We start from the raw sequence: 23080 nt of genomic DNA, 5'->3' as shown, positions 1-23080 counted from the left end.
TTCTCAATCAAAATATTGTGTTTTACATAAAATGTAACTATTCTTCTGCACTTTCTTCTTCGCCCTCGTCTAGTTCGTCACTTGCTGAAATAAATTCATACTTGTCCAGTATAGCCGTTTGTATCTTTGCTCTTGTTTCTGCATTAATAGGATGTGCAATATCTCTAAACTCGCCATCCGGTGCTTTCCTGCTAGGCATAGCAATGAAAAGTCCATTCTGACTTTCTATAACCTTTATATCATGAACAACAAATTCATTGTCAAAGGTTACAGAAACAACTGCTTTCATTTTTCCTTCTGAATCGATTTTTCTGATTCGAACATCAGTAATTTCCATAAGATGTTACCACCTTCCGTATAATTGTGAATTCTTCGTGTATATTAATATATTCGTCATTTTTTTTAATTTTCCTGCTTATTTTTTTATCATTTTAAATTTTTATTAAAAACATGTCCTTTGAGCATGCAAAATCAATGTTTTAAGTATAAGTGAACATAAAATTTTTGTATCTATTATAATAATACTATTGTTTTTTATGCTAATACAGTCTTTCTTAATAGCATTTCTCTTTTTCTTTATATTATTCATGAAAAATAGCTATATATGTACTTTTGTTTGTCTGATTTAAAAATTTTATAAATATTTTTGAGTTTACACTTATATTTGAGTTAAATTTTTCATATAATAGTAATTGAATATTTTAAATACAAACAGTCAACTATTATATAGACTAATTTTTCAAATGAATAGGAGTGTTATTTTTTGGTGGAATCAAATATTTTAAACTTAAACAATACTAAGCATGTTCACTTTATTGGCATAGGAGGGATAAGCATGAGTGGTCTTGCAGAAATCCTCCTTGACATGGGATATAAAATATCCGGCTCGGACATTAATTCCTCAAATTTAACTGCAAAACTTTCTGAAAAGGGAGTTAAGGTATACATAGGACATAGTGAAGAAAATATAAAAAATCCAGACTTAGTTGTGTATACAGCTGCGGTAAAAGAAAGTAATCCAGAACTTAAAAAATCTAAATCATTAAAAATACCTGTTATGGAACGATCTGCCCTTCTAGGAGAGATCATGAAAATTTTTCCCTATAGTATCAACGTGTCTGGTACTCATGGAAAAACAACTACCACTTCTATGGTTTCAATGATACTTTTAGAGTGTGGACTTAATCCTACTATACATGTAGGTGGCGAATTAGATGCCATAGGTGGGAACACCAAAATTGGTGAAAACAAATATTTTGTTTCGGAAGCCTGTGAATATGCTGAAGGCTTTTTAAAATACAATCCATTTCTCGCTGTTGTTTTAAATATCGAAGAGGATCATCTTGACTTTTTTAAAGATATAGAACATATTAAATCTTCATTTTTAAAGTTTATATCTCTTGTTCCTAGAGAGGGTTATGTAATTGCCAATTATGATGATGAAAATATTGTTTCCATACTGGAAAAAGCAAATTGTAATAAAATTACCTATGGAATCACTTCAAAGGAAGCAATGTGGAAAGCAAAAGACATTGCCTATAATCATTCTGGATGTGCTTCTTTTTGGATATATAAAAATGATGAAAAAATTATCAACATAACTTTAAAAGTTCCCGGCGTACATAATGTAAGCAATGCTCTTGCAGCAATATCTGCATGTCATGCATTGGGCTGTGACATTGAAGATATTAAAGCTGGCTTAGAAAGCTATACAGGCACTCACAGACGCTTTGAATTAAAAGGAATGATTAATGACATTAAAGTAGTTGATGACTACGCTCATCACCCTTCAGAAGTCAAAGCCACACTAAAAGCATGCAAAAACAGCTCTTACAGAAAAATCTGGTGCGTGTTTCAACCTCATACTTACACAAGGACAAAGCATTTATTAAATGAATTTAAAGATGCCTTTTATGATGCTGACACAATAATAGTAAGTGACATATATGCAGCTCGTGAAAAAGACACTGGCGAAGTTCATTCTTCTATGCTAGTGGATAAAATAAAAGCCTCTAACAAAAATGTTCTCTATATGCCTGATTTTGAATCAATTGTGCAACATTTAAATGAACACGCTTCTCCTGGCGATTTAGTAATAACTATGGGTGCTGGAAACATCAATAGTGTTGGAGAAATGTTTTTAAAGACAAAAAAAATAGTAGCCGTAAGCTAATATGCTTTTACAAATAATTAAAAAAAGACATTCCAAAACCTTAAGTTTACGGAATGTCTTTTTTATATGCTTAAATATATTTAAACTTTTGACTTAATATTACTTTTTTTCTTTGTCAATCATTGCAAACTTAATCTCACCTCTAGCGGCAACCTTACCATCAACAGTAGCAGATACCTTTACTTTTCCCATACCCATTTTAAATACAAGAAACTCCGCCTCAAGCCTTAAAACATCTCCAGGAACAACCTGTTTTTTAAACTTCATTGACTCTATGCCAGTAAAAACCCCTAGTTTGCCTTTATTTTCTTCCAGCATAAGTCCAGCTACACAGGCTGTTTGAGCCAATGCCTCTACTATTAATACCCCCGGCATAATAGGATTGCCTAGAAAATGCCCTTGGAAAAATGGTTCATTAATTGAAACATTTTTTATAGCAACCGCTCTTTTCCCCGGCTCTACTTCCTCTATTTTGTCAATTAATAAAAATGGATACCTGTGAGGAATAATATTTTGAATCTCAATATTTGATAACATTTATACTGCCTCCCAAATTGATTTTGTTATTTTGATGATAACCTATACACAATTCCATGTCAATAGTTGGGAAGGCTTTAATTCTTCGAATACAAACATAACAGAAAATTTACTTGTCAAAATACACTTCTTTGGCTTTAATATTTCCACTAAGCTGCCTGTAGAGATCTTCCGCCAATCCATAACTTCTATTGTTTGATGCTTCTTTTACTAATTCGTCATCAAGCATACTTTCAAATATTTCTCTTCCTGCATCTTGTGGTATTAAATCACTTTTAGGCACTGTAGCTCTCATTTGTTTATACACCATATTTAAGAGTAGCCCCTCAAATTCTCTGCAAACTTCTTTAAGTGCTTTTTCATCCTTATTTTCATACGCACTTAAAAGTCTTTTTTCAAATTCATCATCCTGACTTACTTCCTTATTCTTTTGAAAATTATTGTCAATTGCTTTGTCTCCAATTTTATTTACATTCATATCATTTCCCATCCTTTATCTCTTTAAATTATTTGCCATACCAAGCATATCATCTGCAGATTGAATGGCCTTTGAATTTATTTCGTACGCTCTTTGTGCTGTAATAAGCTTAACCATTTCTTCAACCACCTGAACATTTGATGACTCTAAAAAATTCTGCCTTATACTACTTCTTCTTCCCATTTGGTCATCTGGAACCGGCTGCCCCGATGCAGGAGTAACTGTGTAATTATTGCTTCCTATGCTTTCTAAGCCGTATTTGTTAGGGAATTTAACCAACCCTAACCTCTGACCCATAGGAATAACAACACCCTCTTCGTCAGTATAGCTAAGCTCTCCATCTGTCCCAACATTAAGTCTTGAAATGTCAACATCAATTATTATTTCCATTCCATTTTCATCTAAAACAGGGCTACCATCTGATGTTGTAATCATATTACCAAAATCCGTTACACTTATTTTAAAGCTTCCATCACGAGTATAAGCTACATCTTCGCCACGTCCGGCTACTGTAAAAAAGCCGTCACCGTCTATTGCAAAATCAAGAGGATTCTCTGTTTTTTCAAGGTTTCCCATTTGAAAATTTTTAGATGTGGCAGCTGGTACCGTTCCATGTCCCACCTGTAAGTTTACAGGTCTGCCTTCACCATCAAGAAGATCTGCTCTTGTTAAAGTTTCATAAAGCATATCCTTAAACTCGGCTCTCTCCTTTTTATACCCTGTTGTATTTACATTTGAAAGATTATTAGAAATAACATCCACATTAAACTGCTGTGATTTCATTCCAGAACTTGACGTCCAAAGTGCTCTCATCATAAAAATTCCCCTCCTTTTATCTAACTCTTCCCACTTCATTTACTGCTTTCTCCAAAGCACCATCCTGTGCCTGTAAAACTTTTTGATTTGCTTCATATGCACGCATTACAGTAATCATATTCACCATTTCATTTATTGCATTAACATTTGACATTTCTATGTATCCCTGTTTTACCGCTCCAGTAAACTCCTGCTCCTGTGCATCTTCCGTTGCCGCAATAAGATTTTCACCTATTTTTCTTAATGCATCTGTATTTTCAAAATCACTAATCAAGAGTCTATTTACTTCCTGACCATCTTCTAAAATTGTGCCATCCTCTAAAACAGTAAAATCCTCATTTTCTAAAGTGACATTTCCCTCTTCTCCCATAACAAAATAACCTTCCTTTGTCACTAATTGACCATCAGCATTTAATACAAATGCACCATCTCTTGTATGTCTTTGGGCAAACTCTCCATTATCTAATGGAACTGCGACAGTAAAAAAAGCCGATTCTGAATTTGCTATTGCCATGTCAAGACTTTTATCTGTTTTTGTAAGTTGACCTTTGGCATAATATGTGAAAACTTCCCCAACATCATTTCCCAAATGCATACCACCAACTCTTCCTGAAGGATTGTCAGTACTTTGGCTGTCATTTATTCGCTTTATCATCATCTCAGGAAAGCTTTCATATACAACGGTATCCCTCTTATATGCATTTGTATTTACATTTGCAAGGTTGTTGGACACTACATCCATTTGTTTGGTGTTTGACAACATGCTCCATCCAGAAGTATAAAGACCTCTAATCATATTTTCTCTCCTATAAATAAAAGATTTAATATTATTTCAATAGGTATATCGGAAAAGTTTAAGAAGTGCTTAACAGTACTATAAAAATTTTTTGAAAATTATAATTTTAACATTTATACAATACAATTAGTAATGGCTAAAAAATAGCTTTTAACTTAAATATATCATGGTGTCCCGGACAGGAATCGAACCCGTATCAATAGAACCGGAATCTACCGTCTTATCCATTAGACCACCGGGACATTCATAAACACATAATCTATTAAAAAACTAATTGACTCATCTATATAATTATAATCTAACATTTTTACATTTACAATATTAAAAAACAAGAATTTTCTTACATAAAAAGTCTCATCAACCATGTATCAATTAAATAGCCAATTGAATATTCAAGCAAGATAATCCATGTAAACACCATGAAAAACACTAGGCTTTTAAGCTTTTCATGAAATGTATAAATTACATATATTCCCCGAGTTATAATTGCTGCCTGCCAAAAACCAATTATAATTGTAAAAACTAAAAAAACTCCTGATTGTGTTCTGATTATCATAGTTCCATCTGTAAATATCCACTGCAGAAAAAAGGATACAGGAACAACCAGAAAATGTGATACTATATATATCTTCATCAACTTAATAATTTGTCCCTTTATATTAGCTATTCGCTTTCTAAGAGCAAAATACTTAAATATATCAAATAAAGGCATTGCAAAAAATGCAGTATCTGCAAGACCAACCAAAATAATAACACAAAGTGCAAAAGAAATATTGTAAACCATTATTTCTGGAGGTTTGTCAAAAAAGTAAACCGGTATTTTAGATATAAATGATAGACCTAAATTAATCAGACCGATTAATGCTATACCTATATATAAAGTATGTAGTTTATCGTTTAGCTTTTTAAAAAAAGTTTTTGGAAACAGCAATCTGTCAATTAAAAATTTTTTCACTATAAAACCCCTTAAATTAGTTTGTAATTGTTAAAAGGAGTATGTAAAATATACTCCTTTTAACAATGATACATCATTTCTATTTATATGTCTATTTCCTGAGCTTAAGAGGTTATATATGTTAAATGTGTATAAGATATTTTTATCTTATTTTAAGACTCCACCTGAAGCCTCGATGTTTAGCTTTAGCTAAACGAGTTCATTATTTTTAAAACTTTGAACAATATAAACTGTAATCAGTTTTCAACTGGAAAACTATCAATGATTTCTAATATATACCTACTAAGCAAAGTTACATCAGTAGAATCAATAACTCCGTCTCCGTTTAAATCAGCAACAGAAATATCATCAATAGAAATTGGAATTTCTAATATATGTCTTTGTAATAATGATATAATCAACAGGATGCTTAGTAACTTACTAAAAACATTTTTTTCATAAACTTGTCCTCCCTCTTTTTATATAAATATTTTTTTATAAGCCACAAAAGTAATTATACTTATTGCCCTCCTCAAATCGTACAGGAAAGGGCTTTTGTTGCTATTTCTATAAATGTCCGTTGCAACACGTATGCAAAGATACATGCTGCAACGAACAAAAAAGGGGAACCTTACTAATTTTAAAATTCACACTCTATTTTTGAGACATATTTTTTTAGAATGGATAATCATTTTTGACTTTTTTGATTTGAAGTAAATTGTTTTCCTGCATTATAGCTCTCTTTAATTTACTAAGTGTTATTTTAAATTTCATACATCTCTATATAGTATTTTATTTCTTTTACACATAAAATACTATGATTTTTATTGAAGAAAATTTGACTTTTTTTCCACAAGACACAGAAAAGGACAAAGAAGACAAGGGGACGGTTCTCTTGTCTTCTTTGTCCTTAGAATAAGTTAAATTTTCATCTTCTTCCACTGCTCGATTAATTAATAGTGAAGTCGTTTAGCTAATGCTAAACGACTTCACTACAAAAGTTTTGCAACCATTAAAATTAAAAGAACTATACTTCCAAGCATTACGATATTTACTATTGTATTTGCAAACATCCTGAATCTTGAAAAGCCTGGTTTTAAATTTAACTCAACAGATACATCATTTAAGTTTTTCTTACCACAAACATAATTTTTTATAATGTCCTCAGCCTCCTTTATAATATGCTGATTTTTTTTATACGGGCTTTTAGCAGATATAGTTTTAATGTTTTTTTCTCCTCTTTTAGGTTTATCCTTTAAAACCAAAATAGCTTCTTCAATAAAATTTGAAGGTAAATTTTTTACAATTATAATTTTTTTGGTCTCGTCATATACCATACAGTTCCTCCGAAATATATATTCAAAACTAGTTTGTTTCGGAATTGTGAAAATTATACACATGATATATGATATTCACTCAATGAACTCTATTCCATATCTTTGCCACCACCACAGTCATATCATCTAAAGGTCTTTTGCCACAATTAAAAAGAGCTTTATTTAATATGAAATCAGCTATTCCCTGTGGATTAATGCTTTTAATGTCATCAATATAATCTATTAATGCCTGTTCTCCTTCGTCTTCTTTTGCAAATGAATCAATTACACCATCCGATACCATTATAATAAAGTCCCCATTTCCAACAGTTTTGCAGACAAGTTCTGTCTCAATATTGCTAAGTATTCCAGCAGGTAATGAAACAGATTTAACAACTTCAACTTTTTCTGATTTTTTTATAAATGTCGGAACAGCACCTATTTTAACAAATTCAACTTTTCCATCATATAAATCAACTGCAGTAAGGTCAATTGTTGCAAAAGAATCTTCATCAGATTTTAATACAAGAATTGAATTAATAAGCCTTACAGCCGTGTCCTTGTCAAATCCAGTCTCCATAAATTGCTCTAATAGACTTATGGCAGCATTGCTCTGATTAGAGGCCTTTTGACCTGTTCCCATTCCATCACTTAATGCCAAAACATATTTTCCATCTCCTGTATTCATGAAAGTATAGTTATCCCCGCAAGCCTGTCCTTCATACTTTGGCATTCTAGCTACACCTGTGGTGATGCTTAAAACTTCTTCTTCAATCAATTTTAAATTACATATTTTAGTTTTATGATTAAAAACACATTCAGCCCTATCTTTAATCATTTTTTTATCTAAAACTTGAGATGCACTTTTTTCTATTATATCTATGCACCTGTTTTTCCCCTTGCATCCTTTATGAAAAATATTCACCTCAAACTTTCGCCACTTGTTTTCATATACCACAACATCTTTTACCTTTATCCCGTCCCTATCTAATTCTAAAAACAAATTGTCTTCTAAATCTCTTTTAAAGTCTATGTCTGTATCTATCTCCAATGCCAAGTTTGAAATAACTTTTGATAATCCATCTAACTGTTGAGAGACAAGCCCTCTGCTCTCCCCTACTTTATTTTTCCACACCATATCCACCTTAAACAATTCATATACATTGTTAATTTGCTTTACAAACTCCACTGTTCGTTCACATTTTTCAATAAAGTGCTTTGGTATATCTCTTTCATCAATCCACCCTTTTTTTTCTAGAGCCTCAACTATTTTAAACATTACCTGATAGGTATTATAAAAGTTCCTATCCCAACAATGTCTGCACAAGCTACAGTCTTTACAAACTTTTTCAGCTACCCTGTCAAATAAAGAGGATATATCCTGCTTATTAGTAACCATTTTTGTTTCAGATATTTCGTTAAAAGTTTTTGATATTTCAGTAAAGGCTAAGGCAAAGTTATTTAGTTTATTTACAGTGAGCTCTTTTATCCTATCAGTGTAACTAATTTTGTCCCTGACAACTTGAGATTTTTTCTCTAAAAATCCAAATGTGTTTTCCATTACTTTTTGAGGAATAATTATAAAGGCTATGGAAGCTATCGCTATATCCTTTATGTGTATGAGTACCTGTGTAGATCCATTTATATAAAGAGTAAGTAATGCATTTGCCGCTATAAAACCAATACATGCCCCTATTTTCCCAAGATTTTTAAATACACCTGCCAAAAGCCCGCAAAAAGCATAAGAACCAATTATAACAGGTGGAACTACTGGATTGGACATATTTACTACAAGACCTACTATTACTCCTACAGCTGCTCCAACTCCAGGCCCTGACTTCATGCTAAATATTAATATTGCTAAAATCCCTAATGTATTTGTCAATGTAATTCCTGAAAAAGCAATATCACTTACTGCCGATAAAACCAGTGCGGCTAATACTGCCATGCTTATTATTTCTTCATTTGAATATATATTTTTCTTTTTTGTATCTTCAATTAATAATCCACTGTTTCTAAAAATAAATATTAATGAAAAAATTAATCCTGAATAAAAAACTGCCATCAAAAAATCATACAATAAAAAGCCGTTCAGATATACCATGTATATTTGAGGTATCAAGCCACTTATCAGACCAATAGCCGCTATTTTATAGTCTTCTTTTATTTTAACATTTTTAAATATTTTACTAAAAACCGTGAACCCACCAATAAACGCAAGTGCTGTAAACACTTCACCTACAGCTCCACCTGTTATCATTCCAGCTAATACAGCCATCGCCATTAAAATTCTGTTAACCGACTTTCCTGAAGATGCAGCAAAAAATGCCACTCCAAAAGGCATCATACCTTGAAATAAGGAAACTCTTCCTAAAAGAAAACTCACCAGCAGCATTAAAACATTACTTTTTGAAAGTTCCAAGTATGAAAAAATTCCCCCTCCTGTCTTTCGATAAATTCTGCCTAAATCTCCTGCCTTTTCATAAAGAAAACTTTGTGACTTCATCTTTTGTAACCCCCTGATTTATTTTTTATTTTAATTTTGTATCTGTGTGCAAAAACGATTATAAACAATTTAACAAAAAATATTTGTCATTTTAAGTTGCATAAATTAAAAATATTTCTGACATGTCTCCACAAAACATAACCCGGGATTACATTTAATTAACTTAAAGAAACCTACTCAATGCATAAATAAAACTTTGAACATGCATATGCTTTTCAATAATTATGTTGCATTTAGTCAAAAACTTTTTTATAAATTTATAGGCATAAAATTAGAAGAGAACTCATTTAATAAAGAATTACTAAAGCTATACACATAAAAAACGACCTTACATTTTGTAAAGTCGTTTTGGTGGGCACTACAGGGCTCGAACCTGTGACCCCCTGCTTGTAAGGCAGATGCTCTCCCAGCTGAGCTAAGCGCCCGAATGGTGACCCATAGGGGACTCGAACCCCTGTTACCGCCGTGAAAGGGCGGTGTCTTAACCGCTTGACCAATGGGCCATTAATATAAAATTTTTAAAACATACTGGTAGCGGCGATTGGATTCGAACCAACGACCCTACGGGTATGAACCGTATGCTCTTGCCAACTGAGCTACACCGCCATATAAATACTTCATCTCCAGCACGCTTTAACATTGTAGCAGATAAACAAAGCAAAAGTCAAGTGATTTTCAAATAAATTTTTATGGAAATTTATATTTTGATAAAATCTTTAAAATATTAAAACTTCACGTTATATCAGGAAAATACTTATTTATCCCTTAACATCATGTCCTTCAAATTATCCGCAAAGGTTTTAGCACTTTTGCTTACATTATATTGATATTCAGCATTAACAACTTCTAGAATTGTCTTTTCAAAAATTTCTTTAAATTTTTCAGAATCTATACTAATTACCTGCCCAAAAAAATGCTGATGCACTTTTTCAAGATTACTTTCCATTACATGTTTCCACGCTCTATAACAACTGTCTTCTGCCTTGTTCACTATATTAACAAACAAACCATCTAAATCTGTTAGTACATATGATGCCTCACTGTAGTCATTCTCTTCTAGTTCTTCACTAGTAAGGTTTATCCATATATCAGGATGAAAATGCTCTAAACTATCGTCGTACAGTTCTATTATATCATGTAGCCAGCATAAATAAGATTTCATATCCATATATTCAGCAGTTATCATTTCAGTATAATTTATTAAATCATCGGTCTTTTTCAAATCATATGGTTTTGTTCTATGAGCTGTTCCCATTCCCTTGTTAATTATCTCTATCTTTTTTCTGTCTTCTTTTTTATAAAAACTCATGCATTCATTCCTTTCCATTTTAGTAAGCTGCACATTTTTATTTTCAATATTAATTATATCAAAAATCTTAAATTAAATCTAAAGTATATTTAATTTTTTTAATTAAACATCTTGGAGACTTAAAATAAAAATGCTACAATATATACAGGATGTCTATAAGTCCTTTCTTGACTTTTAGACGTACACGCTGAAAAGATTTAGGCGTATAAAAAATTAAACTATATTTTAATGTTAAAAGAGGGGATATAAATATGAATTTTAAAAGAATTTCTTTAATCCTAATAAGTATTATTTTTATTATTTCAATGTCATCATGTAGTGATAATCGTTCAACGTCAACTATTATAGGAGAAATTAATAACGTTCAAGATGACAATAGTCATATTGCTGTAAGGAAGCACTTGGAAGGAGAGGAGCAAGCTGGAATCTTTATGTTTTCCATATCAGATGAAACTGAAATTTATAACAGTGAAGATGAAAAAATTTCTGTAGATACGCTTGAAAAGGATATGGATATAGAACTTACTTTTTACGAAGTTTCTATTGAAGAATTTTCAGCTGAAGCAAAAAAAATAAAAGTTTTAGATTAAACCTTTTCTCGTATCTAAAAAAAATTCACCTTATTCTAAGGCTCCACTTCCTATAAGTTGGAGTCTTTCTTATTTTAAGTTTTTTAAACTTTTAAAATATTAAAAGCCATTGCAGAGTATTTTTATCTTATTCTAATACTCCACCTGAAGCCTCGATGTTTAGCTTTAGCTAAACGAATTCACCTTGCTAAATGCTTTACTAATGTGCTTTTTATGTGATTTGCTTTAATTAGTATATATTATCTAGAAGTTTTCTAGAAATTTATGCATAAATACACTGGAAATTTTTACGCCTTTACTATAAAATATATATATTACTTTCTTTTATAAATTTACATTAAGGGGGCACTGGGGAAAATGGGTAAAAATATTGAAAACACATGTGTAGATATAGAAAATAATACAGACTATACAAAAAGACTAGATGCTTTAGCTGTAAAATTAGACAAAACAAAAGAATGCAAAGAAATTAATAGCCGTTACAATGAATTGTATAAATCTTTAGAAAATGCCGTACCAAAAGAAAAACAAGAGCTCATTAGACAACTTGATGATACCTACATGGAATTATTAATTATACATGAAGATTTTTTTTACAAAAACGGCCACTTGGACAGGCCTGAATTTAAAGGTTTTTTTAAAAAACTAAAAAATTGGTTGTTTGGACTACAAAATATTTTTATGTTTTTTTAATTACGTTTTTAGTTAAGTTTTTAACAAACTTTATTCACTCTGAATATTTTTGAATTAAACTAATTAGGGAATCTATATTAGAAAACGACTCTAAGTTTAAATCTTCATGCATAAAAAATATTTTAAATTTCTCTTCAAGACTATTTATAAAATTAGCTGCTGTTACCGAGTCCATAATCCCACCCTTACCAATAAGAGGTGTATCATTATTTATATCTTTTTTTCCGGTGATGCTTTCTATTAATTCAATTGTTTCTTTTTTTATTTTACTTTCTTCCATTAAATCAAACTCCTTTTTTAATATATTCTATAACATAAATATAACTTTTAGCCAGTTTAAACTGCTCTCTTCCACCGGTAGCTTTAAGTTAAAAGTTGATTTCTTTTCATTCTTTTTAAAAAACTTAAAACCCGTAATCTGAAGCAACATTAACGCCGGTCTGTTCTTTTTTTCATCAAGGTACTCACAATATACCTCTTCAATTTGGCTGTGCTTTTTAGACATCAAGCTAATTGCTTCTTTTAAAAAAGCTGCCCCTATACCTCTTCCCTCAATACGACATGAAATACAAAACAGCTTAATAAAAGAAATTTTATCTTTCATTTCAAATAAGCACACACCAATTATACCATGATAACCAAAACGATCTGACAGTTCTGCTACATAAATAGCCTTGTCTTTTGAGTCTATAAAATCTACAATAACTTCTTTGCTAATTCTATCTAGCATGTTATTCATTTGATTTGTCCTAGATGCAAGTTCATAAATTCTATAAATATCATTAGTATTCGCAGAGCGAAGGATCAATTCCATCTTACATGCCTTTAAGAAATCTTCTTTTGATCCATTATGAAAACTTTCTGCTCGTTCTCTCATCTCACGACTTTTCATCATCTGTCTTCTCATTTTGCTCTCTTTTGTTGAAAAATCACTTTTAAATTCCTCTAAATTTAAAAGTTCTTCATATTCTTCGGACTTATATGTTTTTACCTCAGGAAGAAAGTACTGTACCTCAAACAGTTCAAAAGGATTATCATCAATATATCCTATAGAATCTAAAGCAATATTTAGCTTGTTTGCTATTAATTTTATACTTTCAACTTTAGAGCCCCAATGACATTGAGGATAAAAAAAGTACTCTAGAATTTCCAGCTCCTTAAGCTTCTCTTGAGCTTGTTGTAAATCGTTTCTGCTGGCAATACTCTGTAAAATTCCTCTTTCATCTATCTTTTTTATAATGCTCTTTTTTACCTTATCGAAAACTACATCCCTGTCCTCTCTTAAGGTACCTTCCCATAAAGTATCATCTAAGTCCCATACTAAACATTTTATCTTCATTTTTTTCCCTGCCATTAAAAATTATATTCAAGGGTCAAGTGTGTAGGCTCAAACCCAAAGCTTTTCCACAAAGTTCTTGCACCAATATTTTTAACATTCACCTTGCAAATAATTGTTTTAACACCTTCATCTTTACAAAACTTCATCCCTGCCTCTACAAACTCATTCACATAATCTGAACCCCTATATTTTTCTTCTATATAAAAACTTTTAAAATTAACATATTTCTCATTGCTTACAGAATTAATTCTTGGAGTCATCCAAAGCCATCCTGCAATTTTCTTTTCAATTTCCAAAACCATCATACCATTTATTTCTTTTTGCATTGCTTTTTGAAGTTTTTTTGTATGAAAATTAAGCTCCGTTATTGCCTCATCGCCAAAGGAAATTATTGAAATCTCCCTTTCATATTCTGCTATTTTATTTATATCGTCTTTTCTCATTTTTCTTATTTTCATCTTCTCTACCTTCTCAATATTATTTTTATTAATTTCTGTCTTTTTTTCATCAACAACTTTTACTTTTTCAACTAGCTCAAATACATCATTACTACATATAGAGCAAGTTGCTTTTTTTAGGCTTTCAACTGTTGAATGAATGCCGTTAATACCTACCGTATAGTATTTCCCACATTTCTTACATTTATATTTTCTCATAGTTTTAACAACTTCTCCAGTATAAATTGACTCTTCATAAGAACCTGAAATTATAGAATTAGTTTTTTCTGTTGTCTTTAACATTATCATTTGACCGGTATTACCGATTATTTCAGCACCTTCATATTCATTAAATCTCGGCAAAACCCCAACCACAGCAAGATTTGCTTTTAAAAAAACTTCCTGCATTTTTACAGTAAAGTCAGGAGATTTATGGGCAAAGGAAAAAAACACAGACAATCCTTTTTCAGGCTTAAGAGCTTCAATTCCTCTTGAAATAAAAAGCTGCATACCTGTTAACGTATACGGTGGATCTGTAAAAAAACAATCAAATCGATTAATCAATCTCTCATCTAACGGTTGTCTTAAATCAGCATATTTACAATATACAGGCAGCCCCTCAACTTCTGCAACACTTTTTATGTATGCTAAAAATCTTTTGTCAATGTCCAGTACAAAAATTTTTGTATTGCTTATTTTTTTGTCTGGAAATAACTTTTTCAAGACCAATCCAATAGATATACTTACTAAATCATCATCTCCCACACATAAAATATTTTTTCCTATAAGAGAATTGTTTTTAAGGCACAAAATTGCCCTTTTTAAACTGGTCTCAGGTGTGCATTTAGACTGATCTATAGTAACATCCACATCAGGTCTGTTGCTAAATATGTTTTCCAACATCACTATTTCCTTTGAAAACTCATCTATCCAGTTGTTTTTATCATCTATTAATTTTTTATAAACACTAACATTAAGATTTGCATAATCTAATTTTTGATTAATATATTTACGTCCTTCTAAAGAAAGCCTTATTCCTCTGTCCTGAACTAAGATTCCTTCTTTAATAAACTCTTTTTTTATAGCTGCAACTAGAGGCAGGGGCAAAAGTAATTTACGTGATAATTCCTTTGTGGATAATCCCTCATTGAAAAACACTTGAATTAATAAGTTTTCAATTGCAACTTCACCTTCATCTATTTTTACATTATCATAGACCTTTTTAATATAATCAGCCATTTTTATATTTCTCCTGCTTAATATTTTATTGTTTTGAGTTCACTTCTTCTTTCATATAACAAAACCCTAGAAGTCTTTTGACTCTAGGGTTTAAATTGGTTGCGGAGAAGGGATTTGAACCCCTGACCTTCGGGTTATGAGAACGAATTATTATTATTGTCAACCATTTTTAATAGCTCTTAACCCTTGATATTTCAACCTTTGAGTCTTTAAACTGTTTTTAACTGTCTTTAAATTTTGACTACTATTTTTGTTTGTAGTAGTCATTTAGTAGTCATTTTATTTTAATGTTTTTTATAAGTCAAAAGACCTACCTTATTACGCTTATATTGCAAATGCAATAAATAGGCTTGGTAGAATCTATTGACTAAATTATATAATATTAATTTCAAAAAATCAATTTATTATTTTTTTGTAAAAATATATTGACAACCAAACAAACGTTCTTTATAATATAAATATACGCATCTTATTTACTTAGAACTCACCTAAATTATTTTTCTGCATAAAATATTAGTACGTACGGAAAGATAAAAAAGTGCTATGCATAGTTGACACACACTTAATTACGTGTTAAAATTAAGTTAGCTCATCTACCATGTGTAGAAGGAGTAACGATGCCGTCTAAATTAATTAGGCGGCATTAGTCATTTATAAATATTTTTTAATAAACCCTTCATATTCTTTTTGTAACTTTCTCTTTCTATGACTTTCGGTAACTGGATAGGCTGTCCAAAATAAAATGTAGTCTTTCCTATCAGCTAATACAACTAAGTACTCAATATCTTCGCACCATAGTAAAATTCTTTTTTCTTTCTTGCGATAATTTTCCCAAACTTTTATTTTAGTGCATGACTTGAAACACCTCTCTATAATTACTCTAGGCCAAGAAATTCTCTCACATCTTCTTATGTCTAGCACTCTTTCAGACTCAACAAGCCCCTCCGACACAATGTGCCAAAATGTCGCCTCCTTTTCTTTGAATAATGGGTACCTTTTCAAAGCCAATGCCTCCCCTTTAAAAACAGGCTTTGAATGCATGAAGTCTTTTAGAAACTTTTGATATATAGCATTTTGATATTTAAAGTAATCTCCTTCGTAATCTTCAAAAAGAACAATCTCCGGAATGTTTTCACATATAACACTCACTTTCATACCTCCCTTGGCTTCCATGTAAATAAATTAAATTTTGGAGCATGCAAAGGCGTTGAAAAAGTCAAACTGCTTCCAGACAGCATTTTTACGGTTTCAATTAGTTCAATCTTAGAATTGCTTGTTTTTAAACTTCTATTTTCATAAGATATAGCACCAATCAGTAAATCTGTAAGTTGAAGTATTTCTATCTCATGCGAACGTACAAGTTGAATTTTATTCACTGTTTCATTACAGAAGTCATACAGGCTATTGCTCAATACTTCCTGAAGCGAGTTTATTTTTTCTGTACCTTGTGTATCTTTTATATCAATATAAATCTTATACTCATAGCCAATTTGTATCATTTGTCTAAGTAAAAGATAATACATTCTGTAATACCACTTATCATGTGTTAAGTCAAATGAATCGTAATCTAAACTTTTTTTTCCTCTTGCAATTACCGCCCTGAAACTCAAAGCAGGATTATTAAAAAAATAGTTTATCAGTTCCTTGTAAAATTCTATTTTTGCTGGGGAAACTTTTGTCCATTTTATTTCCATTGAATCATTTAACTTATAATTCTTTTTAATTCTGCGTATATCTTTATTAATTAATTTTACTTGTTCAAATCTACAAGCTATGCCTCCTAAAACCATTATATCTTCACCATCATTAATCAAGTGACAACTTTCATCACAGTAAATATTAAACATTTAATCACCTACCAAAATTAGTTAATATATTTTACTCTTTGCTTTTTAATACCTTAAAACCCTTACTCGAGTGCTGTTGTGCTCATAAATTATTTACACAATTTTTAAGTTTTACTTCTAAATATTGCGCATACTATTTTAGTTTGTTTTTTCATCACCAATTTCTATTTGTTTACTCATGATCCATTCCTCTACCTCTGAGATCTTGACAAGATATTTCCAGCTGTTAGGTTTGCACCCTCTTAACTCTTCCCGCTGAATGGCTCTATAAAGAGTTCCCCTTCCTAAACCAAAAAAACTTAGCCGCCTCCTTGCCCCACCCATAAAAGACTTGTTCATAACTATCTCCCTTATAACTTTTATTGATTTAATTATATTTCTTTCCAGCAAAAAATTCAATAAGTTATCAAACGATATCAAGTGCATGTTTGATATTTTTATTTATATCTATACTTAATCCTCGAGTTTTCTACGCCCTAGTATTGGATCATCTTTATTAATCAATGGATTTAACCAATCAGCTTTACCTTTAGCCCATTTTACCCATTCAAGAAGTTCTCTCCTTTTTATAGGACTATGTTTTTTTGTTCTTATACTTATATCTACAGCATTTATGTAGTCCATAATTTTTTTATACTGATGCCAGTCCTCTGCATCACTCTTTAATTTTTCAATTTTTTTCATTTCTTCTCTTTGAAGTCTCTCAATCTCTATCCTTCTTTTTTGTTCCTCTTCTTGTTGCATTGCCATAAGTTTGCTTTCTTCTATATATTCCTTTATGTAATCTAGTGCCTTATACATGCCTATAATGCAATCAGTAATACAATCCTCTGTTTTCTTGTTGGGCTTAGTTTTAAAAACTTTATATTCGCCATACTTTTTCTTAAAATTAGCATGTACCGACTCAACAATTATTGAAAATTTATTTGTAGGATGTAGCTCTCTTACAGGTGGGCTAAAAAACCTGTTTTCTTCCTTTTCCTTTAATTCTTTTTCTGTAAGAACATGTTCAGTTTGCCTTAAATGCTCCTTGACCCAAATGCTAAATTTTAAACCGTCTATTTCTACATAATTTGATTTGCGTTTAATATGACCTAGTTTTTTAAGAGTTCCGTATAATAACAACGCTATGATTACAGCTCTATTTTTTGAATCGTCAGTTACAGATATTTTAATACAGCTACAATACCCAACCCCTATAGGACATGATGCTCTACGAGTTAATGATTTAACTACATCCTTATACTCTTTTTTGTCAGGATATTTTTCTTTATCTTTAGCAACATCTTCATAAGCTTCTAAAATTTTTTTAATGCTTTGATCCTTAATTTTTCCTTCTATGTTTTTCTTTCTACCATTGCTATTGTCGGGATCTAACCTAGAAGAAGCTTGTTCAGGACCAACTCCTTTTAGGGAAGGTATTTCTATCTTCTGTCCTGCTTTAACTTTAGCCCAGTATCCTAATGCCGGAGTAGGTATGTTAAGCCTAATACAAACTTTCTTTAATCCTACATTAGATATACCATACCTTTTTGCAACAACATACATCGGCTCTTTCCATATTTCTTCATAAAGCTTTTTTCTATAAAAAGTTATGTACTCCATTGAATTCCCCTCATAATTAACATGTTTTTGCTTGTATTCTATAATAAAGTATACACTTCCTGCAATCTTTGTAAAATCGCTAAATAAAAAAACAAGGGCATTAAAAATAACACTCTTGTCTAATTAACAATCTATTTACAAACATTATCTTTACCTCAAATGCTCTGCCATAGTCACACTTGATTTATTAAATACTATTGCTGTCATTAAATCGGCTAATGCTGCTTTATATATTTAAACCTCTTGACTTTGATTGTATTATCCAGTATTTAAGCAAATTCTCTAATATTAGTTTCGAAAAATCAATTTATTATTTTTTTGTTTATAATTCCTCAATGTGTCTATCTGTATTTGATTAATAATAAGAGAATAAATATAGATTGGTAAAATAAAAGGATTTTGTATTTTTATATAGAATTATAATTAATTATGTATAAAAATACAAATTAAAAGGAGGATTATTTATGGAAGCAAAAATAGACAAAGTAGCTTCTGAGCATAATTTTAACTCTTTGCCTTGGGGAATTTCAGGAGGAGACAATTGGATTTGGCACAAACAGTATGATGAAAAAACATACAAAATCCAAATATGCGGCATCGGAAATTTCAAGGATTATTCTAAGATAAAATCTGATCTAGTTGCTTTGCTTGAAGAAAATAGCTTTTCTTTAACTGATGATACTCCTCTTATTGTTGATGGGCTTGCTTTCAAGAATGTTCTGACTTTTTTAAAAAACCCTTAGCTCATATTTTCACTATTGAAAATCATATGTATTTACTACAGATAAAAGCCAAGGGGTTTTATCGCTAACCCTTGGCTTTTATTCCTTACTTCAAATACTCGACCATAGTCACACCTAATTTATTAAATGTCATTGCTGTCATTAAGTCGGCTAATGCTGCTTTATATGCTGCTTCAAAAAGTTCACATTCAAGAAGATTAATTGATTCCTCAATCTTTAACTGATCTGACCTTTTAGAAAGCTCATTAATCAGCTCTTCAACTTCTGTTCTTATCTTTTTATAACTTTCACTCTCTATATGCTGTCCTTGTCTAAAATTTATTAGGCCCTGGAACTCATTATTTTTTAAATCTTTTTGAAGTGATTGTATTGAAAAATCTTTATATACTGTATTCATATATCAACCCTCCTGACCTGTTTTGTTAGATTTTCTTGCTATGTATTTTCTTAATTTTTTAAAACTATCAGGATTATCACCTGATGAGCTAAACTCTCTTTCTGCTCTCTGGAATGCATCTACAAGAGCAAACATTTGCTCTGTACTTAACTCAGGTAGCGAATAATTATAATTGTATTCCTCTGCAATTTCTTTCAGGCCTTTTGATTCTGTTATTTCTTCCTAGACAGCATCAATCAAAGAATTGTCTACACTATTAAAATCTTTTGAAAGCTTCAGGCCATTCATTAATCCTTTAAGATATGCCTTTTCTCCAACGGTGTAACAAGTATGTGTATAAGTACTATCAATATCTAAGAATAATTTGTGATTATCCTCTTTAAGTCTTCCCAAAGCTTCAAAAAGCTCTTCTCCTGCTTCCTCTTCTATGTCGGTAATAATATCACTAATGTAACTGAAAAAGTCCTCTGATTTAAAATAACCTGCTAATACTTGTTTTAACACAATAATCCCATCCTTTCAAGTTTTAAATTATTTGCCTTGAAAGAGCAGTTATTGTATAATAAATATGTTCTGCTCCTCAAGGAGTGGTGCAAGATAAGGGGAATCCGTATACTTTACGAGAGTGGTCGGGTTCCCTTTACTTTTTGTTAAGATGTTCAATAACTATCATCCTTATTAGTCCGCTTACTGACGTTCCTTTTTGCTCCGCCTCCTTTCTTATTAACTCTAAATGTTCTAGCGCTAGAAATACATTAATTCTTTCAGTGTTTTTCTTTTCTTTTGGGCTAATGTTAATCGCCCCCCCTTTCTTTTTACATCACCATTATATCACCCTTTTATTATGTTGTAAACAGCTATTTTCAAAATTGATTTTTTAAATATAAAAAGATGATAAAAAATATTCTTCTTTTGTTTCTAATATTGTCTTGCCATTCTTATTTGTTATTCTATAAGGCACTCCTTCTTCGCAATTGCCTAGCTTAACAACCCTATTTTTTTCAACCCATATACACTGACATGTTAATCCCCCAGAAACTCTTTTTATTTGAAAATCCTTAAAAGTTCCTATTGTAATTGTACCGTCGTTATTTTTTATTATTAGCTTCCCATGTTGTACTCTTTTGACTATTTGCAGCATTTTATTCAACTCCTATCTTGATAAAATATATTCCTAGCTATAGTGTAGACACAGAAAAAGAACGTATGTTTAAACGCCCAAAAATACCCCTAGAATCAAATTTGCTTTCCATCTATAAAAGTATTCATTTAAAGCAAATTAAAAAGAATGTGGCTTGCACGCGTAGAATAGAGGCTTTTTAAATAGTTACACCTATTTATTTTTGATTTAACAATAATTATTGTGATTGTAACAAATTCAAATATTTAGTAAGTCTGCTACATGTAAGTCTATAGGCTTGGCATTTCTTCCCATTTTAAAACCTCCTTTCAAAATTCCATAAAACGAATTTTTTGTGCACAAAGTTGTGTGCTCGGTCTTGAATTTAGCATTCCCAACGATTTTACCACCCTCTACCTTTTATTTACAGATGGGTTGTTATGGATAATACAAGGGTATTGTTTTACCTTCGCATAAATCTCCAAACGCTTGGAAATATAAAAAAATAGTCAAGTGTGAGCCTGTCAACAAAGCACTTGACTATTTTTAGATAATAACATACCTCACAACCCTTTCTTAGTTTTTCATTCACTGACTAAGACAACAGGTTGTGCATACCCTTTAACGGCTCATGCACAAGCCAACAATTTATTAATTGGAAAACTTTTACCCAATAGCTTTTACGCAAGTTTACCCGATACTTGCAACCAATTGACTGTATTATATACTTGACACTTTAAGAAATATAATCTTTTTTACATCATCTTTTTCAAAAGTAACATCAAACCCTAATGCATTGGCAACCTCTTTTATATCAAAGTACTTATATACATTGTATCTCCTTAGCGTATTTCCTGTTCTCTGATTATTCTCATCTCTTTCTGGACTGTCAGTATAAGTACCATCTGAAGCTCTTAAAAATGGTTCAATCGTTCCTGTAACCACACCATTTTCTTTAACTTGAGCTGTATCTGTTCTATCAAGCAAATCAACAGCATACTCATTATTAGGTGTTTTGTATCGTATCAACTCTTGAGTTCTAAAAAGAGAAGTAAAATAATGAGCTTCTCTTTTAACTAAAACCTTTTCATTTTCCGGATAAATAACTCCTGAAGCTCCACTATATCCGAAATTTGAATCAATTTTATAAAAATTATAGGCAATTGAAATTAGTGATGTCATAAAATTATGCCTATTAGAAAATATTTTTCCGTCATATGAGTAGTAATCAGCTATAGGATTTAATGCAGGAGATGACATATTATTTAAATTAATACCCGTATAATGTACACTATCTCCAATCTTAAGCATAGTAAAATATTTTTCTGCATAACTAGATACAAATATAGGGTCATTGACTATAATTATAGACATTTTTGCTATCCCTCCTTTTCGGCTGATATATAAACTATTTCATTTACATCATCAACATCAAATATTACACTAAATCCCAAGGCATTAGCCCAAGTTTCTATATTCACATATTTTTTACCATCCTCATTTAGAACAATATCAACTGTCAATTCATTCTTTGGCGTTGTATATGTATATTTTTTTGCAGTTTTAAAATAATCTATATATAGACGTCCATTTGAATATAAACGATTGCCACCTCTCCTTGTAATAGCTCCTGCAGCTTCTGACTTACAACCATAGCTGTAGTCAATCATACTATGATAATTTTTATAAGCAACACTTATGAGCTTTTCTAAAAATCTGTGGTTTTCATCATTCATTGTAAGCAGTAAGTAATAATTACTTTCATCAGTATAGATATCAGGTTCTATGTGATTGGATGACATGCTATTGCTTAAATAATATTTTTTAGTGCCAATTAATAACATTTTATTATAGTTTGGTTTAAATATTTCTAACATTATTTTTCACCACCCTTATTTTCAAAAAGTCTTTTAAAGGATATATAGGCTAAAGTCATTAAAGCCCACAATGAAAAGTATGCAACTTTGTCCATTTAAAACTACCTCCTTGTAAATTTTACTACTTGCCCAAATTTATTTTTTATAAATGCTTCCGGATCTACTCCATAATAATTGCAAGTCTTTTTAAGTGTAGTCCAATTTCCTTCTGTTGGTTCTTCATTATATCTTCGGGCATACACTTCAATTATAAGTTTAGCTATTTGTGAAAGTTCATGAGCCATCTTTCTTTTACTTCTTAGTGGTTTTCTAGGCATATGCATCACCC

The 23080-nt window shown here is 31.0% G+C and carries 28 protein-coding genes and 4 tRNA genes; 4 read left to right on the top strand and 28 right to left on the bottom strand.

Annotated elements, in window-relative coordinates:
* Positions 1-37: 37 nt before the first annotated feature.
* On the bottom strand, positions 38-337 hold the full coding sequence (gene spoVG, locus RBH29_RS08790; RefSeq protein ID WP_306696425.1) for a septation regulator SpoVG: 300 nt from the start codon (positions 335-337) through the stop codon (positions 38-40).
* Positions 338-766: 429 nt separating this feature from the next.
* Here spoVG and murC point away from each other — a divergent pair, with 429 nt between their 5' ends.
* Complete coding sequence (gene murC / locus RBH29_RS08785; RefSeq protein ID WP_459076770.1) at positions 767-2173, top strand: UDP-N-acetylmuramate--L-alanine ligase; 1407 nt, start codon at positions 767-769, stop codon at positions 2171-2173.
* 99 nt (positions 2174-2272) lie between these two features.
* Here the strand turns inward: murC and fabZ are convergent, their stop codons facing one another.
* From fabZ to RBH29_RS08720, 13 genes are all read right to left on the bottom strand, one after another.
* Positions 2273-2710: a 3-hydroxyacyl-ACP dehydratase FabZ gene (gene fabZ, locus RBH29_RS08780; protein ID WP_306696423.1), complete on the bottom strand. Its 438-nt coding sequence runs from the start codon at positions 2708-2710 to the stop codon at positions 2273-2275.
* 109 nt (positions 2711-2819) lie between these two features.
* Positions 2820-3188: a rod-binding protein gene (locus RBH29_RS08775; protein ID WP_306696422.1), complete on the bottom strand. Its 369-nt coding sequence runs from the start codon at positions 3186-3188 to the stop codon at positions 2820-2822.
* 15 nt (positions 3189-3203) lie between these two features.
* Positions 3204-4004: a flagellar hook-basal body protein gene (locus RBH29_RS08770; protein WP_306696421.1), complete on the bottom strand. Its 801-nt coding sequence runs from the start codon at positions 4002-4004 to the stop codon at positions 3204-3206.
* Between the two features lie 16 nt (positions 4005-4020).
* Positions 4021-4800: a flagellar hook-basal body protein gene (locus RBH29_RS08765; protein WP_306696419.1), complete on the bottom strand. Its 780-nt coding sequence runs from the start codon at positions 4798-4800 to the stop codon at positions 4021-4023.
* Positions 4801-4967: 167 nt separating this feature from the next.
* Positions 4968-5042: transfer RNA gene (locus RBH29_RS08760), tRNA-Arg, on the bottom strand.
* A gap of 98 nt (positions 5043-5140) precedes the next feature.
* The gene (locus RBH29_RS08755) at positions 5141-5755 is read right to left on the bottom strand and encodes a hypothetical protein (RefSeq protein ID WP_306696418.1); all 615 of its coding nucleotides are present in this window, start codon (positions 5753-5755) and stop codon (positions 5141-5143) included.
* Between the two features lie 236 nt (positions 5756-5991).
* Positions 5992-6156, bottom strand: a complete 165-nt coding sequence (locus tag RBH29_RS08750; RefSeq protein WP_306696417.1) for a dockerin type I repeat-containing protein — start codon at positions 6154-6156, stop codon at positions 5992-5994.
* A 570-nt stretch (positions 6157-6726) separates the two neighbouring features.
* The gene (locus tag RBH29_RS08745) at positions 6727-7071 is read right to left on the bottom strand and encodes a hypothetical protein (RefSeq protein ID WP_306696416.1); all 345 of its coding nucleotides are present in this window, start codon (positions 7069-7071) and stop codon (positions 6727-6729) included.
* Between the two features lie 79 nt (positions 7072-7150).
* Positions 7151-9556 (bottom strand): stage II sporulation protein E, encoded by a 2406-nt coding sequence (gene spoIIE, locus RBH29_RS08740; protein WP_306696415.1) that lies wholly within the window; start codon positions 9554-9556, stop codon positions 7151-7153.
* A gap of 349 nt (positions 9557-9905) precedes the next feature.
* Positions 9906-9981, bottom strand: a tRNA-Val gene (locus RBH29_RS08735).
* A gap of 3 nt (positions 9982-9984) precedes the next feature.
* A tRNA-Glu gene (locus RBH29_RS08730) sits at positions 9985-10059 on the bottom strand.
* A 26-nt stretch (positions 10060-10085) separates the two neighbouring features.
* A tRNA-Met gene (locus tag RBH29_RS08725) sits at positions 10086-10162 on the bottom strand.
* Between the two features lie 148 nt (positions 10163-10310).
* On the bottom strand, positions 10311-10883 hold the full coding sequence (locus tag RBH29_RS08720; RefSeq protein ID WP_306696414.1) for a hypothetical protein: 573 nt from the start codon (positions 10881-10883) through the stop codon (positions 10311-10313).
* A gap of 233 nt (positions 10884-11116) precedes the next feature.
* Here RBH29_RS08720 and RBH29_RS08715 point away from each other — a divergent pair, with 233 nt between their 5' ends.
* Both RBH29_RS08715 and RBH29_RS08710 read left to right on the top strand, forming a co-directional pair.
* Complete coding sequence (locus RBH29_RS08715; protein WP_306696413.1) at positions 11117-11455, top strand: hypothetical protein; 339 nt, start codon at positions 11117-11119, stop codon at positions 11453-11455.
* Positions 11456-11812: 357 nt separating this feature from the next.
* Positions 11813-12148 carry a hypothetical protein gene (locus RBH29_RS08710; protein WP_306696412.1) on the top strand — a complete coding sequence of 112 codons (336 nt, stop codon included), beginning with the start codon at positions 11813-11815 and terminating at the stop codon, positions 12146-12148.
* A gap of 34 nt (positions 12149-12182) precedes the next feature.
* On the opposite strand, the gene RBH29_RS08705 is transcribed toward RBH29_RS08710, so the two are convergent.
* The 7 genes from RBH29_RS08705 to RBH29_RS08675 form a co-directional block, all read right to left on the bottom strand.
* Positions 12183-12428, bottom strand: coding sequence for an acyl carrier protein (locus RBH29_RS08705; protein WP_306696410.1), 246 nt, complete (start codon positions 12426-12428; stop codon positions 12183-12185).
* Between the two features lie 27 nt (positions 12429-12455).
* A complete protein-coding gene (locus RBH29_RS08700) occupies positions 12456-13487 on the bottom strand; it encodes an HAD-IIIC family phosphatase (RefSeq protein ID WP_306696409.1) in 1032 nt (343 codons plus the stop codon).
* A 14-nt stretch (positions 13488-13501) separates the two neighbouring features.
* Positions 13502-15163 carry a GNAT family N-acetyltransferase gene (locus tag RBH29_RS08695; RefSeq protein WP_306696408.1) on the bottom strand — a complete coding sequence of 554 codons (1662 nt, stop codon included), beginning with the start codon at positions 15161-15163 and terminating at the stop codon, positions 13502-13504.
* 651 nt (positions 15164-15814) lie between these two features.
* Complete coding sequence (locus tag RBH29_RS08690; protein WP_306696406.1) at positions 15815-16312, bottom strand: hypothetical protein; 498 nt, start codon at positions 16310-16312, stop codon at positions 15815-15817.
* Positions 16313-16314: 2 nt separating this feature from the next.
* Positions 16315-17010 (bottom strand): DUF3800 domain-containing protein, encoded by a 696-nt coding sequence (locus tag RBH29_RS08685; protein WP_306696405.1) that lies wholly within the window; start codon positions 17008-17010, stop codon positions 16315-16317.
* 138 nt (positions 17011-17148) lie between these two features.
* Entirely contained in the window at positions 17149-17400 is a 252-nt protein-coding gene (locus RBH29_RS08680; protein ID WP_306696404.1) for a helix-turn-helix domain-containing protein, read from the bottom strand.
* A 63-nt stretch (positions 17401-17463) separates the two neighbouring features.
* Complete coding sequence (locus RBH29_RS08675) at positions 17464-18615, bottom strand: hypothetical protein (RefSeq protein ID WP_306696402.1); 1152 nt, start codon at positions 18613-18615, stop codon at positions 17464-17466.
* Positions 18616-19079: 464 nt separating this feature from the next.
* On the opposite strand from RBH29_RS08675, the gene RBH29_RS08670 reads away from it, so the two are divergent.
* A complete protein-coding gene (locus tag RBH29_RS08670) occupies positions 19080-19358 on the top strand; it encodes a hypothetical protein (RefSeq protein ID WP_306696401.1) in 279 nt (92 codons plus the stop codon).
* Between the two features lie 85 nt (positions 19359-19443).
* Here the strand turns inward: RBH29_RS08670 and RBH29_RS08665 are convergent, their stop codons facing one another.
* The 7 genes from RBH29_RS08665 to RBH29_RS08635 all read right to left on the bottom strand — a co-directional run bounded on the left by RBH29_RS08665 (position 19444) and on the right by RBH29_RS08635 (position 23069).
* Positions 19444-19755 carry a hypothetical protein gene (locus RBH29_RS08665; RefSeq protein WP_306696400.1) on the bottom strand — a complete coding sequence of 104 codons (312 nt, stop codon included), beginning with the start codon at positions 19753-19755 and terminating at the stop codon, positions 19444-19446.
* Positions 19756-19758: 3 nt separating this feature from the next.
* Positions 19759-19890, bottom strand: coding sequence for a hypothetical protein (locus tag RBH29_RS08660; RefSeq protein ID WP_306696399.1), 132 nt, complete (start codon positions 19888-19890; stop codon positions 19759-19761).
* Between the two features lie 87 nt (positions 19891-19977).
* Positions 19978-20259 (bottom strand): hypothetical protein, encoded by a 282-nt coding sequence (locus RBH29_RS08655; RefSeq protein ID WP_306696398.1) that lies wholly within the window; start codon positions 20257-20259, stop codon positions 19978-19980.
* A gap of 373 nt (positions 20260-20632) precedes the next feature.
* Entirely contained in the window at positions 20633-20896 is a 264-nt protein-coding gene (locus RBH29_RS08650; RefSeq protein ID WP_306696397.1) for a hypothetical protein, read from the bottom strand.
* A 699-nt stretch (positions 20897-21595) separates the two neighbouring features.
* The gene (locus tag RBH29_RS08645; RefSeq protein ID WP_306696395.1) at positions 21596-22249 is read right to left on the bottom strand and encodes a hypothetical protein; all 654 of its coding nucleotides are present in this window, start codon (positions 22247-22249) and stop codon (positions 21596-21598) included.
* Between the two features lie 5 nt (positions 22250-22254).
* Positions 22255-22752 carry a hypothetical protein gene (locus RBH29_RS08640; protein ID WP_306696394.1) on the bottom strand — a complete coding sequence of 166 codons (498 nt, stop codon included), beginning with the start codon at positions 22750-22752 and terminating at the stop codon, positions 22255-22257.
* A 101-nt stretch (positions 22753-22853) separates the two neighbouring features.
* Positions 22854-23069: a hypothetical protein gene (locus RBH29_RS08635; RefSeq protein WP_306696392.1), complete on the bottom strand. Its 216-nt coding sequence runs from the start codon at positions 23067-23069 to the stop codon at positions 22854-22856.
* Between the last annotated feature and the right edge of the window lie 11 nt (positions 23070-23080).

The sequence above is a fragment of the Herbivorax alkaliphila genome, from assembly GCF_030848475.1.
Classification (GTDB): Bacteria; Bacillota; Clostridia; order Acetivibrionales; family Acetivibrionaceae; genus Herbivorax.
Note: the sequence above shows the minus strand (reverse complement) of the source record. Positions and strands in the feature narration are given on the sequence as shown.

What these genes read in the sequence shown, in the direction of transcription:
- spoVG (WP_306696425.1), bottom strand. Translation starts at nt 337, where the DNA reads ATGGAAATTACTGATGTTCGAATCAGAAAAATCGATTCAGAAGGAAAA.
- fabZ (WP_306696423.1), bottom strand. Translation starts at nt 2,710, where the DNA reads ATGTTATCAAATATTGAGATTCAAAATATTATTCCTCACAGGTATCCA.
- RBH29_RS08775 (WP_306696422.1), bottom strand. Translation starts at nt 3,188, where the DNA reads ATGAATGTAAATAAAATTGGAGACAAAGCAATTGACAATAATTTTCAA.
- RBH29_RS08770 (WP_306696421.1), bottom strand. Translation starts at nt 4,004, where the DNA reads ATGATGAGAGCACTTTGGACGTCAAGTTCTGGAATGAAATCACAGCAG.
- RBH29_RS08765 (WP_306696419.1), bottom strand. Translation starts at nt 4,800, where the DNA reads ATGATTAGAGGTCTTTATACTTCTGGATGGAGCATGTTGTCAAACACC.
- RBH29_RS08745 (WP_306696416.1), bottom strand. Translation starts at nt 7,071, where the DNA reads ATGGTATATGACGAGACCAAAAAAATTATAATTGTAAAAAATTTACCT.
- spoIIE (WP_306696415.1), bottom strand. Translation starts at nt 9,556, where the DNA reads ATGAAGTCACAAAGTTTTCTTTATGAAAAGGCAGGAGATTTAGGCAGA.
- RBH29_RS08720 (WP_306696414.1), bottom strand. Translation starts at nt 10,883, where the DNA reads ATGGAAAGGAATGAATGCATGAGTTTTTATAAAAAAGAAGACAGAAAA.
- RBH29_RS08715 (WP_306696413.1), top strand. Translation starts at nt 11,117, where the DNA reads ATGAATTTTAAAAGAATTTCTTTAATCCTAATAAGTATTATTTTTATT.
- RBH29_RS08710 (WP_306696412.1), top strand. Translation starts at nt 11,813, where the DNA reads ATGGGTAAAAATATTGAAAACACATGTGTAGATATAGAAAATAATACA.
- RBH29_RS08705 (WP_306696410.1), bottom strand. Translation starts at nt 12,428, where the DNA reads ATGGAAGAAAGTAAAATAAAAAAAGAAACAATTGAATTAATAGAAAGC.
- RBH29_RS08700 (WP_306696409.1), bottom strand. Translation starts at nt 13,487, where the DNA reads ATGAAGATAAAATGTTTAGTATGGGACTTAGATGATACTTTATGGGAA.
- RBH29_RS08695 (WP_306696408.1), bottom strand. Translation starts at nt 15,163, where the DNA reads ATGGCTGATTATATTAAAAAGGTCTATGATAATGTAAAAATAGATGAA.
- RBH29_RS08685 (WP_306696405.1), bottom strand. Translation starts at nt 17,010, where the DNA reads ATGTTTAATATTTACTGTGATGAAAGTTGTCACTTGATTAATGATGGT.
- RBH29_RS08675 (WP_306696402.1), bottom strand. Translation starts at nt 18,615, where the DNA reads ATGGAGTACATAACTTTTTATAGAAAAAAGCTTTATGAAGAAATATGG.
- RBH29_RS08670 (WP_306696401.1), top strand. Translation starts at nt 19,080, where the DNA reads ATGGAAGCAAAAATAGACAAAGTAGCTTCTGAGCATAATTTTAACTCT.
- RBH29_RS08665 (WP_306696400.1), bottom strand. Translation starts at nt 19,755, where the DNA reads ATGAATACAGTATATAAAGATTTTTCAATACAATCACTTCAAAAAGAT.
- RBH29_RS08660 (WP_306696399.1), bottom strand. Translation starts at nt 19,890, where the DNA reads ATGTTTGCTCTTGTAGATGCATTCCAGAGAGCAGAAAGAGAGTTTAGC.
- RBH29_RS08650 (WP_306696397.1), bottom strand. Translation starts at nt 20,896, where the DNA reads ATGCTGCAAATAGTCAAAAGAGTACAACATGGGAAGCTAATAATAAAA.
- RBH29_RS08645 (WP_306696395.1), bottom strand. Translation starts at nt 22,249, where the DNA reads ATGTCTATAATTATAGTCAATGACCCTATATTTGTATCTAGTTATGCA.
- RBH29_RS08640 (WP_306696394.1), bottom strand. Translation starts at nt 22,752, where the DNA reads ATGTTAGAAATATTTAAACCAAACTATAATAAAATGTTATTAATTGGC.
- RBH29_RS08635 (WP_306696392.1), bottom strand. Translation starts at nt 23,069, where the DNA reads ATGCCTAGAAAACCACTAAGAAGTAAAAGAAAGATGGCTCATGAACTT.